At 45.7% G+C, this 13,099-nt stretch carries 14 protein-coding genes; all 14 read left to right on the top strand.

What is annotated here, in order from left to right; all coding sequences use genetic code 11:
- The first annotated feature begins 2,080 nt into the window (after positions 1-2,080).
- The 14 genes from AC1DM9_RS20175 to AC1DM9_RS20110 all read left to right on the top strand — a co-directional run bounded on the left by AC1DM9_RS20175 (position 2,081) and on the right by AC1DM9_RS20110 (position 13,090).
- Positions 2,081-3,283: an outer membrane lipoprotein-sorting protein gene (locus tag AC1DM9_RS20175; protein ID WP_477581829.1), complete on the top strand. Its 1,203-nt coding sequence runs from the start codon at positions 2,081-2,083 to the stop codon at positions 3,281-3,283.
- Positions 3,284-3,431: 148 nt separating this feature from the next.
- Positions 3,432-4,616, top strand: coding sequence for an alanine racemase (alr, locus tag AC1DM9_RS20170; protein WP_441877571.1), 1,185 nt, complete (start codon positions 3,432-3,434; stop codon positions 4,614-4,616).
- Between the two features lie 227 nt (positions 4,617-4,843).
- Entirely contained in the window at positions 4,844-5,125 is a 282-nt protein-coding gene (locus tag AC1DM9_RS20165) for a CopG family ribbon-helix-helix protein (protein WP_028609437.1), read from the top strand.
- Positions 5,126-5,128: 3 nt separating this feature from the next.
- Positions 5,129-5,479, top strand: a complete 351-nt coding sequence (locus AC1DM9_RS20160; RefSeq protein WP_028609438.1) for a type II toxin-antitoxin system PemK/MazF family toxin — start codon at positions 5,129-5,131, stop codon at positions 5,477-5,479.
- A gap of 248 nt (positions 5,480-5,727) precedes the next feature.
- Positions 5,728-6,447, top strand: a complete 720-nt coding sequence (locus tag AC1DM9_RS20155; RefSeq protein WP_441876963.1) for a CpaB family protein — start codon at positions 5,728-5,730, stop codon at positions 6,445-6,447.
- Positions 6,448-6,449: 2 nt separating this feature from the next.
- Entirely contained in the window at positions 6,450-7,298 is an 849-nt protein-coding gene (locus AC1DM9_RS20150) for a CpaE/TadZ family protein (RefSeq protein WP_441876960.1), read from the top strand.
- Complete coding sequence (locus tag AC1DM9_RS20145) at positions 7,253-8,668, top strand: ATPase, T2SS/T4P/T4SS family (RefSeq protein ID WP_477581826.1); 1,416 nt, start codon at positions 7,253-7,255, stop codon at positions 8,666-8,668. Before AC1DM9_RS20150 ends, AC1DM9_RS20145 begins: the two co-directional genes overlap by 46 nt.
- Entirely contained in the window at positions 8,661-9,596 is a 936-nt protein-coding gene (locus tag AC1DM9_RS20140; protein ID WP_477551195.1) for a type II secretion system F family protein, read from the top strand. Before AC1DM9_RS20145 ends, AC1DM9_RS20140 begins: the two co-directional genes overlap by 8 nt.
- Positions 9,597-9,609: 13 nt before the next feature.
- The gene (locus AC1DM9_RS20135; protein WP_441876951.1) at positions 9,610-10,500 is read left to right on the top strand and encodes a hypothetical protein; all 891 of its coding nucleotides are present in this window, start codon (positions 9,610-9,612) and stop codon (positions 10,498-10,500) included.
- A gap of 35 nt (positions 10,501-10,535) precedes the next feature.
- Entirely contained in the window at positions 10,536-10,685 is a 150-nt protein-coding gene (locus AC1DM9_RS20130; protein ID WP_179089950.1) for a hypothetical protein, read from the top strand.
- Between the two features lie 45 nt (positions 10,686-10,730).
- Complete coding sequence (locus AC1DM9_RS20125; protein ID WP_441913223.1) at positions 10,731-10,877, top strand: hypothetical protein; 147 nt, start codon at positions 10,731-10,733, stop codon at positions 10,875-10,877.
- Positions 10,874-11,299: a hypothetical protein gene (locus AC1DM9_RS20120; RefSeq protein ID WP_441876945.1), complete on the top strand. Its 426-nt coding sequence runs from the start codon at positions 10,874-10,876 to the stop codon at positions 11,297-11,299. Before AC1DM9_RS20125 ends, AC1DM9_RS20120 begins: the two co-directional genes overlap by 4 nt.
- 21 nt (positions 11,300-11,320) lie before the next feature.
- The gene (locus AC1DM9_RS20115; protein ID WP_441876943.1) at positions 11,321-11,806 is read left to right on the top strand and encodes a hypothetical protein; all 486 of its coding nucleotides are present in this window, start codon (positions 11,321-11,323) and stop codon (positions 11,804-11,806) included.
- A gap of 63 nt (positions 11,807-11,869) precedes the next feature.
- Positions 11,870-13,090: a M24 family metallopeptidase gene (locus AC1DM9_RS20110; protein WP_441877568.1), complete on the top strand. Its 1,221-nt coding sequence runs from the start codon at positions 11,870-11,872 to the stop codon at positions 13,088-13,090.
- Positions 13,091-13,099 lie beyond the last annotated feature (9 nt).

The raw sequence follows: 13,099 nt of genomic DNA, 5'->3' as shown, positions 1-13,099 counted from the left end.
GTGGATTTCTCTACATTTTGAATGAGCTGTCCTAGAAATAGTCGGTTCGCTTTGAATTTTTAAAAATAGCGATATAGGGAGTTATTCCTGTATCGCTATTTTTCTATTCTGATCCATGGCTGCTTGCTTAAGCAGGTAGCGGGCAATCAAACGCCGCTCGACCCATTGGATGACATTCTGGCACCCCGAAACCCCGAAACCCCGAAACCCCGAAACCCCGAAACCCCGAAACCCCGAAACCCCGAAACCCCGAAACCCCGAAACCCCGAAACCCCGAAACCCCGAAACCCCGAAACCCCCAAAAAACCGGAACCTTCGAAACCCCTGGAATCCTTGGAACCTCTGGAACCTCTGGAACCTCTGGAACCTCTGGAACCTCTGGAACCTCTGGAACCTCTGGAACCCCTGGAACCCCTGGAACCCCTCTACTATACTTTAGCTGTCTAAATACGCTTTCGAAAAGCGTGTTGGAGTGCGAATGGACTGTATACGAATTGTTAAGGTGGTGTGATTAGAGTGTGCGTGAACCAATTGTGGAGTGTAAATAAGCGCAGAAGTGCACTTGTTTTTAATATATGATCTGGAAATGACGAGAATAGGTGCACAAGTGCATCTATTTGAGCAGTTTTGAAAAGTAGCTGGTGGAATAAGTGTATTTATGCGCTTAAATGCTGCTACTAATCGGAGTGTGCTCACTAAACTAACTAATTTTATATTCTTGGCATCTGTAAGGAGTGGCGACTGGATGTGTGGGGGGTGCATTTGTAAGTGTGTAAGGAGTGCGATTGGACTGTATGTGAATAGTGTAGGTAGAGTGTTGGTAGTGTGATTTGAGTGTGCGTGAACCGATCGTGGAGTATAAATAAGCGCAGAAGTGCACTTGTTTTTAATAAATGTGCTGGAAATGAAGATGTCGCGATGCTGCTGCTAACAGGTGTATGCTCACTAAACTAGCCAGTTTTACATTCTTGAAATTTGTTGGGAATAACGGCTGGTTACGTGAGAGAACGTACATTTGTGAAGTGTGTAAGAAGTGCTATTGGGCTGTAAATGGATAGTGTAGGTAGAGTGTTGGTACTGTGGTGTGCGTGAACCGATCGTGGAGTGTAAATAAGAGCAGATTTGCACTTGTTTTTAATAAATGAGATGGAAATGACGTAAATACGTGCACAAGTGCATCTATTTGAGCAGTTTTGAAAAGTGGTTGGTGGAATAAGTGTATTTATGCACTTAGACGCTTAGATACCGCGATGCTGTTGCTAATCGGAGTGTGTTCACTAAACTAGTTAGTTTTGAATCCTTGGATCTTGTAGGGTGTGGCGACTGGATGTGTGGGCGTGCTTTTGTGAAGTGAGTAAGGAGTGTGATTGGACTGTATGTGAATTGTATAGGCAGAGTGTGTTGGTAGTGTGATTAGAGTGTGCGTGAACCGATCGTGGAGTGTAAATAAGAGCAGAAGTGCACTTGTTTTTAATAAATGAGATTGAAATGACGTAAATAGGTGCACAAGTGCATCTATTTGAGCAGTTTTGAAAAGTAGTTGGCGGATTAGGTGTATTTATGCACTTAGATGTTACGATGCTGCTGCTAACAGGTGTGTGCTCACTAAACTAGCCAGTTTTACATTCATGAAATTAGTTGTGAATGGCAGCCGGTTACGTGAGAGAGCGTACATTTGTGAAGTGTGCAAGGAGTGCGATTGGACCGTATGTAAATTGTATAGGCAGAGTGTTGGTAATGTGCTTAGAGTGTGAGTGAACCGATCGTGGATTGTAAATAAGCGCAGATGTGCACCTGTTTACAACAAATATGATGGAAATGAAGTATATAGGTGCAGAAGTGCATCTATTTGAGCAGTTTTGAAAAGTAGTTGGCGGACTAGGTGTATTTATGCGCTTAGATGCCGAGATGCTGCTGCTAAGCGGGTTGTGCTCACTAAACTAGCGAGTCAAATTGAGCTGATATAGCCATATATTTTGATCCAAGCCCCTGCTTGTCAAACTAGTCCGCATAATTGGTCAAGTCCCCTCATAGACATGTTATCAGCCAGTAAAAAACAATGTGCAGAGGGGATGATTACATGCGTCGCATGACATGGACCGCGGCAATATTATTAATTTTTTCATTAGCATTAGCGGCTTGCGGAACGAAGGACGCCGAGTCCGTGGTTAAGGAGCTCGACAAGGTAGTAAACAGTATGGAGAGCTATCAAGGAAGCGGGACGATGACGCTGCGAACGGGACAGCAGCCACTCGAATACAAGGTGGAGGTTTCCTATCAAAAGCCGCAATTTTATCGGATCAAGCTGACAAATGAAGAGAAGGACATTACACAAATCGTGCTTCGCAATGACGACGGCGTATTCGTTCTCACACCGAAGCTGAATAAAGTATTCCGCTTCCAAAGCGATTGGCCGCAAAACCAAGGGCAAGTATATTTATATCAAACGCTCATTCAAAGCATCCTAGTTGATAACTCGCGGCAATTTGTAATCGATCAAGATGCTTACGTGTTTGATGTCATGGCTAACTACAACAATGGTTCATTGTCTCGTCAAAAAATTTGGCTTAATAAAGCAGACTACAAGCCGGTTCAGGTTGAGGTCAGCGATACGAATGCAACGGTAATGGTCGAAGTGAAATTTGACAAATTTGATTTTGGTCCAAAATTTGATAAAGCTGTATTTGAGACAGAAGCAAACATGAATGCTGCTCCTACTAATCAAGCGACGGAAGAGCCAACGATGACTACGCCGGAGCAACCCGGCAACAAGGGAAATACGAATACTGAAGTAGAAGCAGGAACCCCAGGAAATAAAGTGGACAAAGACGGGAATAAGCCAGGAACTGACAGTGCAGTAGACGGTAATAATCAAACGAATAATAGCGGCAATGCTGCGGAAAATGAAGGCGATGGAGCTGCAACGGGTACTACTCCTGAAGCCACTAATTTCACAGCAATGGAACCTTCGTACATTCCAGATGGTGTGGGCGAGCCGGAATTAGTTGATATTAAATTTGGCGGTAATCCTGGTCTGATGCTTCGTTACACTGGCGATTATAGCTACACGTTGATTCAGACGGAGCCAAAAGATCAAGCAGCCTCCTTAGTAGATGGGGTGATGGTCGATCTAGGCTTTACGTGGGGTCAGCTCAGCGGTGATGAACAACAGACGCTCACCTGGACTTACGAGGGTCATCAGTTCCGGCTGACCAGTGCAAATCTGCCTGAGTCCGAAATGCTTAAGGTCGCACAGTCGGTACAGGGAGAAATCGGGAAATAAAGCGGGGAAAAGAGCGAATTTCCAAGACGTACTAGCCAATTCCGAGGTTCGTTTCATTGACAGTCTTAGCAGCAAGGTTTAACATTATTGCTATTGATGTTTGCTGCTCGGACTGTTGTGGCTGAAAGATGAGGAGAAGGTGAAAGACTTGGATTCGTTTTATCGCCCGACTAGGGTTGAATTATCACTTGATGCATTACGACATAATTTACAAGCTTTTCGCAATGCCATGCCACAGGACTGCAAGCTAATGGCCTCCGTTAAGGCTAACGCTTACGGACATGGCGCGGTAGAAATAGCAAGGGAAGCAGAACGCTTTGGCGTGGACTATTTAGGAGTCGCTTTTCTTGATGAAGCATTGCAATTGCGCAAGGCAGGCATCCTAACCCCGATTCTTGTACTTGGATTCGTGGCTGCGGATGCCTTGTCTGTCGCTAGAAGCAATGATATTACAATAAGCCTGTTCAGGGATGACATTATGGAAGCAGCTGCAAAGCTGCCGCCTGACATAAGTGGACGAAAGCTTAAAGTTCACATCAAGATCGATTCCGGAATGGGACGGCTCGGCATAATCGGGAAAGACGCTGCGATTTCTTTTATTGAAAAGGCGTTGCAGATACCACAAGTTGAAGTTGAAGGATTGTTTACGCATTATGCGCGTGCGGATGAAGCGGATAAGAGCTATACGATCATGCAGTACGAGCGATTTCGAGAAGTGGCAGATTATGTCCGGCAGAATGGATTGCCTATACCGATTATTCATGCGGCAAACAGCGCTGCAGGCATTGACACTCCGCAATTTGCGGACGGTATGCTGCGATTAGGAATTAGTATGTTTGGTCTTTATCCTTCTGAAGAAGTTAATCAGCAGCGAGTGGAGCTGAAGCCGGTCTTGACGCTGAAAACAGAAGTGGTTATGGTCAAAAAAGTACCTGCCGGCTGGGGAATCAGCTATGGCACTCGTTATTTTTCAAAAAGCGAAGAAATCATCGGAACACTTCCGATTGGATATGCAGACGGCTTTAGTCGCATGCTAACGGGTAAAGCCCACGGACTTGTACGAGGTGTAAAAGTACCAATCCGAGGTACGATATGTATGGATCAATGTATGATAGCGCTTGATGCAGCTTCTGATGCGGGAGCGTTGCCAATTGAGTCAGGTGAAGAGGTTGTGCTCATTGGACGCCAGGGCAATGAGGCTATTACAGTGGAGGAAGTAGCTGAGCAGCTAGGAACGTTAAATTATGAATTAATCTGCATGCTTGCTACACGAGTACCTCGCGTATATGTCAGAGGTAACCAAATAATAGCTGTGCAAAACCCCCTAACTTAGACATCATTCGAATTGGTAATTGTTTCATCTTACAATTTTTCGTAAATGAAGAGGATTTTCGCCAAATATCTCGAATGTAGTAAGGCAGATCATCTATAATGGCTATACATGAAAACATACAGCATATTTGATATACGGCTATCATAGATATGTTGAAGTATAGCGACGGCAATATATTGTCATAATGTGTATTAAGGTTATGGAAAAGTTTTGGGGGTGCGAGTTCGGTGGCCAATGTACAAAATACCAAAAGAATCATGATTAGCCTGCCAGATCACTTGCTGGAGGAGGTTGACGGGATTGTAGCCAAGGAAAACTCCAACCGCAGCGAATTTATTCGGCAAGCCATGAAGCTGTATTTGGTGGAGCGCAAAAAACGTCAAATTCGAGAATCCATGCAGCGCGGGTATATGGAAATGGCGAAAATAAACCTGAACATGGCCTCGGAAGCTTTTCAAGCGGAGGAAGAAGCAGATCATACGTTAGGCCGTCTCGTTAGCGGGGTGTAGAGGTTGATTGTAAAACGTGGAGATGTCTTTTTTGCGGATTTATCGCCTGTCGTCGGATCGGAACAGGGTGGTGTTCGCCCCGTCTTGGTCATTCAAAATGATATTGGAAACCGTTTTAGTCCAACGGTAATTGTGGCTGCAATCACAGCTCAAATTCAAAAGGCAAAGCTGCCTACCCATGTTGAAATGGATGCCGCCGCCCATGGGTTTGATCGTGATTCTGTCGTATTGCTTGAACAAATTCGGACGATCGACAAGCAAAGATTAACGGATAAGATTACGCATTTGGATGACGAAACGATGCGTAAAGTTGATGATGCTTTGTTAATCAGCGTTGGATTAATTGATTTTTAATGAGTGAGAGGGCTATTTGGCATAGGAAGGGGATTTCCCTTCTGCTGAATGGCTTTTTTTTGTCGACTTTTACTGAATGTTGTTGAACTTGGAAAAATAATGATAGACAAATGAAAGTTCAATTTGCTATTATGAACTCAATTACTTATTGCAAACCTATATATGAGCTTTATTATGCGAAGAACGCACGTAGTACGCCTTAGTTGGCTGCTGCTGCGTTCTTTTTTTGTGCTCAGAGAGGAATGGGGATGAAAAAGAGACGAAATGCAATCATTAGTTTAACAGCTGCGGTGTTGTCGGCAAGCCTCGTGTATGGCATGTATGAGCTGCAAAGAATTCAAATCCAGGGGGAGGAGACGGTAGCTGTTCTCGTACCCAAACGATTTATTGGGGCTGGCGAGCGGCTTAAGGAAAGTGATTTAGAGTACAAATTGGTTCCGCAATCTGCTTATGTCTCCGACATGGTATTGAAGCTGGAGCAGGCTGCTGGGAAGGAAACGATGATCCCCCTTGGCAAAGGGGAGCCGCTCTTGATCTGGAAGGTCGACGATTATTATTTGCAGCCTAGAAGAAGCGAGTCGACATTTCAAATTCCGAAGGAGTATATACGCTCGATTTCGAATGGGATCAGAGCAGGTGATAAGGTGCTTCTATACGCTTCAGGTGATGCGTCTCCCTCGATGAGGATTTTCTCTGAGGCAGTTACTGTAGCCTCGGTCAAGACATCTGGCAACGTCGAAATAGATAATATTGAGAACCCGAATTTATTTTCGCTGGCTGAGGGAAATAAAGAGCAAATGTATGCGTCTAGGCGGGAAGCTAACGGAATGATTGATTATTTGAATTTAAATTTGTCGGAGGAACAGTGGCTTAAGCTCGACAGCTTATGCAAGGGAGGCTCTTTGAAGCTAGTTGTCGCTTATAGTCCGACATCGCTTGATTTGGTTGCTGGAGAGGAGGCTGAGTAATTGTGAATGGAACGCCAGCGCCTCTTGCAGTATTTATTGGCACGACTCCCAATATCGGAACGACAACCGCGGCGTTTGCAACCGCATATCGTATGGCGGAAGCATGCGGCAAGCCAATCGGCTACTTATGCCTTAATCTCAAAAGCGCGAAGATTCATCGGTATATCGGTGTAGACGAGCCACTTGTAACGCTGGATAAGCTTCGTCCAGAGCTTCGTTCCTATACGTTGACGCCGGAGAAGCTTCGCAGGGCTGTATATCCTGTGCCAGGTCAGCCGAATTTGCAGGTGCTGTTCGGTAATCTCATGAGAGATCAAGCTGAATATTTCACCCCAGAAGAAGCGGAGCATTTGCTTTCGATTGCGGAACAAACTTTTGCATTTGTCATTTTGGATGTGGGTGCCTATTGGGACAACGCAGCGACTATTTGCTCTATCCGTAGAGCGGGCTCGCGCATACTCGTTACAACTCCTGCATTATCGCATTTTCAAGAGGATGGAAGACGCTGGATAGGTCAAGTATCGCCCTTATTTGAAGTCACGCCTGAACAATACGATTCGGTCATTATCAACGGTCCATGGAGAAACGGAGGTTATCAGATGAAGCATATTTGCAAAGAGCTGGGAACAAAGGCACTTGGCCAGCTTCAATTAAGCGAGCCAGTTTTTAGTCAGTTGGATAGTGGAACGTATGCACAGTGGCTGAAGGTTGATACGGAGGGCAAGCAGGTTATGCAGGAGCCCGCCAAAGCGATGATGAAGAGGCATAATATACGCAGTATGAGCACTTCTGTTGCAGTACAGCCTTGGTATCGCAAACTGTTAGCGCATCGCAATGGTACGAGTTCGTGACAGCGGGGCAAAATCGATTTTCGCCTTCCCAATTCGCAGCTCAAATGCAATCGGAGAAAGAAAAACGTGAGCATGATGCAGTTGGTTTCTATTTGCCATCGGACGCACAAGAGGAAATGGGCAAGCTTGCCGATGATATTCGAACTTATTTAAGCGCCCCGCACGGGCTTGGCGAGGAAGAGCGCAGGCAATACAGCGAGACCTTGAATCGTGCAGTGCTTGGCTATACGCAGGAGCGTGAGCAAATTCTTGCGGTTATCACGGATCGATTAATTAGGCTTCGAATACATGGAGCCGCTAATATACAGCATTCGTTTCAATCGCTCGCAGAGGCGTTATTTGCGGAAGTGATAGGATTGAATGTTTTGGAGCTGGTGCTTGCTGACAAGGAAGGCTTGGAGGAAATACAAGTCGTTGGCGAGAGGGTTTTTACGGTAAAGAATGGGGTTACAAATGCTTCAGGCTACCGCTTTAACGACATTCGAGAGGTGGAGCGCATCCAGCAAAATTTAGTGCTCTACAATAATGACCGCATCAATCCGCGTAAACGGTGGGCAGAGGTGATGCTGCGAGATGGATCGCGTGTTACGATGACAGGTTTTGGCTTCACGGCAAACCCGACCTTAACGATTCGATTCTACACGGTACGAAGCTTCAGCCTTGAGACATTAAGTAAACAGGAATACCAGACGATTAATGCGCGAGTAGAGAGCTTGCTTAAAGCCATCTTAGCTGCACGATTCAATATGGTCATTATTGGACCAACGAACTCAGGAAAAACCAATTTAATGAAAGCTTTAATTGCTGAGCTGCCTGATGAAGAACGAATCATTACGATTGAGAGTCGATTTGAGATGATGCTGGGGCGTGATTTTCCAAATAAAAACGTTGTGGAATATATGACCGATGAAGAGGATTCCTATCATCGCTCGGATCAAGCTTTTAAGCTCGCGCTCAGGCAGTCGCCGCAGCGCATCATCCATGCCGAAATTCGCGACATGGATGCGAATATTTATGTCCGTGCCTGCACGCGTGGACATACCGGAAGCATGACGACCGTTCATGCGAACAGGCTGGAGGATGTGCCAGAGGCGATAACCGATATGTGTATGCTCGATGGAAGAGGCATGAACGCTGAACGGCTCGCAAAACGAATTACACAGTATGTAACCGAAATCGGCATTGAAATGAGTTACTTGGGTGGACGGCGAGTCGTTAGTCGGATAGGGGAGCTGTGCTGGGAGAATGGGCAGACAATCGTTAGAGACTGGGTAAGATTTGATGAGTCGCGAAATGATTGGCAGTTTCCAATGGAGCCAACTGTGAGGTCGGCTAGCAGGCTAATCACAGGGGGACTCAACGATGAATAAACTTTCCACAGCAGCAGCGGCATCCTTATTATTTTGCTTAATGTTTATCGCGTTGTATCACCTGTTCAAGCTGTGGTCGACTGAGCAGCAGCTCAGAAGCAAGCTCGCTTACCGGGCAAATAACGGTTGGCGCAAGAAGCTGGCTGAAGGGTTCAGACGATATAGCTGGCTGCATGATCATTTGAATGAACTGCTCGAGACGCTCCGATTGAAAATAACGCCTGCTTCCTTTGCTTGTGTATCAGGATTGCTGTTGCTTGCGGGGATTGCTTCTGGTGGCATATTTTTTCAAAGCGTCAAAGGAACCTTGTTGTTCGGCGCGTTGCTAGGGTTTTTCCCTTATACAATATTACGAGCACTGCTGGTACACCGCAGAATGCAGACGCAAATGGATTTTTTACCTGCGGTGGAGCTATTTTATCAATGTTATCTCGTAACAGGTGAGCGGCATGTCAGGGTTGCGCTGCAGCGCACGGTGGAGGAGAGAAGGCTGCTCGGACCGATGCAGCTTGTTTTTGAACAGCTGTATCGTAATTTATCGGTTCGAGGCGATGATGAAGCAAGCCTGAGGCTGCTCTCCGTTTCACTCGGCCATTTGTGGGCGGATTATTTCGTTCATATTTTGCGGGTGGCGCTTGTTGAGGGAGCTCCTATAACAGATAGCTTAAAAGAGCTTCTAACCGATATGCGCAAGGCAAGAAGAGCGGGAGAGCAGGAAAGAAACCGATTGCTAGAGATACGTGTAGCTAACTTCACGCCTATATTGTTCCTTGCTTTATTTGTAGGCATTAATCTCAGATACAACAAAGATAACTCTTATTATTACTACATCGTTGACCCGATGGGAAGAGATATGCTGCTAAATGCAATGGTGCTCATCTTTGCATCGTTCCTAATGGGTTTGTGGCTTTCACGCAAAAAGATGTGAAAGGAGGCAGTAAATGCCTGAATGGACAGGAGTATCAATACGGTTAGCGCTGTTAATAAGTCAGTGCATAGGCGGCGCGGCTGCGATTTATATGCTTTTGCAGTTGTGGCCGGAGCGGCCATCGAGRTGGAAGCACCTCGCTGTATTCGGGTGGCGAACGAGGCAAGCACCGGATAAGTGGCTGCGGTTTTTGCTTATTTCAAGGCAGCATCCTTCTTTTATAGAGCGGGAGCTGCTGCTCGCAGGCTGTGGTGTAACCATCGATACAGCTTGGTATGTTTTTGCAAGGCGATCGTTATTAATTGGTGTAAGCGGGATAATTATTTTGGCTGCTGCATGGTATGAGCGTATAAACGCCTATATCCCCATGTCGTATGCGGGTCCAGGCTTACTCATTGTGATGCTTGTTTTGTATGTCGACCTAATATGGCTGCGTTCTATTCGCAAGGTGCGCACCCTGCAAATTACGAAAGAAATTTTCATTATTAGCAGGCAGCTTCTTTATTTATCCGATTCCTCCCTGCATGTTCATGCGAAGCTTCTAAGATGTGTACCCTTTACGAGAGCGATGCGCTATGATCTTGAACGGCTTCTGGCTGAATGGTATCACGATGCGGGCGGCGCACTTCAACGGTTTAAGCAAAGGCTCGGAACGGAGGAGGCTTTGAGCTTTGTAGAAACGATTGATGCGCTTCGACTCCATGAGAGTCCGCAATATTACGAATTGCTGCGTGTACGTATAGAGGATTATAAAGAGAAGCTGGAGCTGGCTAAAGAAAGTCGTAAGGAATCAACCTCTTATTTTTTGTTTGTTATCGCGGGAATCCCCATCTTGTATACCTTTCAAGTGTTTATATATCCATGGGTGAGAGAAGGACAGAAGCTGTTTGAATCGCTAGGCTAATCATTAATCGGTTATTTTGGAAAGGAGGTGGTAGCATGCGTAATATTTTGATGACAGTCATGATGCTTGTTGTTGTTATCGTTTTGTTTAACTCAATCATCGCTGAGGACAAGACTGGAACTAGCAGTCAGATCGAATCGCAAGGAACAGCAGCCAATACAAAAATTGGCGCTCTGCTTCCTTAAGCTCAGCTGCATAAAATTATAAAGTAGAGCGGAGGTGTTCCATTATTGCGCTCAATACTTGTATCGATGCTGCTGCTTATTGCCGTAATTATTTGCTATCAAGCAGTTGCTGATGGTGATAAGGGAATGAAGAAGCAAATCGATGGGGCAGGCAGCTCGATAAGCAGCCATATTAGGGAAATGAGTCCATGAAGCAAATATTGATTTTCGTTTTGTTTGCAGGGCTTTTATGCTGGCTTATGTTTTCGCCCATTTATAAGCATGTTCTCATTGTTAGACAAGCTGTTTTGCAGCAGGAGGTAGATTATTTACTGGAAATAGGCGCTAGTGGAACCTACGGCTACATTAGCGAGGAAATGCAAGAGCAATCTAGGCAGCGTATGGCTCGCTATGGCATGCAGGCTGACCAGATCGAATATAAACTAGCTACAACGAGTGGTGTCACAGCTTCAAACCCTAGCGCCCCTGTTGTAAGAGGGACCGGCATTTCGTTGACACTTAGCTACCCGTATGAGGATTTATTTGAAATAGATCGATTAATTGGTCTGGCACCTCCGCTGCCGAGCGAGCGAATGCGGGCTTTTGGAATGAAAATGAGTGAATATTTGCCATAACGGAAAGAGGTGAATGAATCGATGTACAAGCTATTGCTTATCGTGTTGATGATGACGGTCTGGATATCGATTCATTTGCTTCAGGTTGAAGAGGAGCTTGCGATGCGCACCTTGTTCCAAAGCAAGCGAGCGATTAATCGAGCTGCGCATGCAGCTGCACAACAGCTTGATCCAGCGGCGCTTGGCAATGGCGTGCTTCGATTATCTCCAGGTGAAGCGGCAGCGGCAGCGACTTTATATTTGCGAGAAAATTTAAGGCTGGATGAACAAGGCGTGCCGCTGCCGGAATCATTTTTGAAAAAGCGAGTTGAGGTACTCGTATTTGAGATCGTAAATGATGAAAAAACTTTTCCATACCTTTATCGAAATGAGACCTTTGATTATGAGGTGACGCTTAATCGGCCGGGAGTTGTGTTGATTGTACATATCGTGTATCCGCGAGCGTTTCAAGTGATGGATCCTATTGAATGGGATATTAAGGGGGCAGCAGAGCTGGTAGCAGGTTGACGAAAATTTGGAAAATTGGTGTAATAAGAGGAGGGAAATAAATAGGAGTTGATTAACGAAGTGATGGATATTAAAGCAGATGTTCCTGCTGAGCTTATCAAACAACGAATTGAGCGATTGCAGGACGTTATGAAAGCAGAGCGAATTATTGGTTTTCTTATTACTCAAAATGTAGATCTATATTATTTTTGCGGATCTATGCAAACGGGTTATTTATTTATTCCAAGCATTGGGGAACCTACCTTTTATGTACGTCGCAGCGTTCAACGCGCTAAGCTGGAGACGGTCATTCAGGTAGAGGAGCTCGGTGCTTTTCGTGTTTTTGGAGAAACGCTGGCAAAGAACTATGCGTATTTGTTTAACAAAGGAGAGGAGCTGCGGATAGCCGCCGATCTAGATGTGCTTCCAGCGCAGCTTTACATCAAGCTGACGGAGCTGCTTGGCACATCGGGACGTTGCGAGCTGATGGATGGCTCAGCTCACATTCGGAGATTGCGAATGATTAAATCTCCATGGGAAGTAAGCCGTATCGAGGAAGCTGCCGAAGTAGTGGCACAAGCATTAAGCGAGGCGCTGAATGATCTTAAGGAAGGAATCAGCGAGCTTGAATGGATGGCGCGTGTTGAATATGAGCTTCGTATACGCGGACATATTGGTTTGATGCGCATGCGCGGATATAACCAAGAGATAACGACCGGTATGGTTATTTCGGGAGCTGCAGCAGCGGTTCCATCCTATTTTGACGGACCTGCGGGCGGACTTGGTCTTGGCGGGGCATCGCCGCAAAGCGTAAGCAGATCGATCATCAAACGCAATGAACCTATATTAATTGATATTGGCTGCTGTGTAGATGGATATGTTATTGATCAGACACGTACAGCTGTAATAGGGAAGCTTTCTGAAACCCTTCACCATGCCTACAAGGTGTCGGAGTCAGTAATTGCTGATTCTGAGAAACTTATGATTCCTGGCACGCCTTGCGCAAGGCTTTACGAGGCTGCGCTTGAGAGCTGTGCAGCGGCTAAGCTAACGGATCATTTTATGGGTTATGGTGCGGATCAAGCGAAGTTTCTAGGGCATGGCATTGGACTTGAAATTGATGAGTGGCCTGTGTTGGCAAAAGGTTTTCAAATGCCTCTGCAGCCCGGCATGGTTATCGCAGTTGAACCGAAATTCACGTTTCCGGGAGAAGGCGTGGTCGGTATTGAGAATAGCTATTTAATTACGGAGCAAGGCGCTAGGGCGCTGACTCGTTCCAAGGCGGAGCTCATTCTTTTGCCTTAACAAATAGAG

It is taken from the genome of Paenibacillus sp. 01T431 (assembly GCF_056398625.1).
The sequence above is the reverse complement of the archived record's forward strand: the minus strand, read 5'-3'. Positions and strand labels throughout refer to the sequence as shown.

Coding starts and splice junctions, on each gene's coding strand:
- AC1DM9_RS20175 (WP_477581829.1), top strand. CDS start 2,081: ATGCGTCGCATGACATGGACCGCGGCAATATTATTAATTTTTTCATTA.
- AC1DM9_RS20155 (WP_441876963.1), top strand. CDS start 5,728: ATGAAAAAGAGACGAAATGCAATCATTAGTTTAACAGCTGCGGTGTTG.
- AC1DM9_RS20140 (WP_477551195.1), top strand. CDS start 8,661: ATGAATAAACTTTCCACAGCAGCAGCGGCATCCTTATTATTTTGCTTA.
- AC1DM9_RS20130 (WP_179089950.1), top strand. CDS start 10,536: ATGCGTAATATTTTGATGACAGTCATGATGCTTGTTGTTGTTATCGTT.
- AC1DM9_RS20120 (WP_441876945.1), top strand. CDS start 10,874: ATGAAGCAAATATTGATTTTCGTTTTGTTTGCAGGGCTTTTATGCTGG.
- AC1DM9_RS20115 (WP_441876943.1), top strand. CDS start 11,321: ATGTACAAGCTATTGCTTATCGTGTTGATGATGACGGTCTGGATATCG.
- AC1DM9_RS20110 (WP_441877568.1), top strand. CDS start 11,870: ATGGATATTAAAGCAGATGTTCCTGCTGAGCTTATCAAACAACGAATT.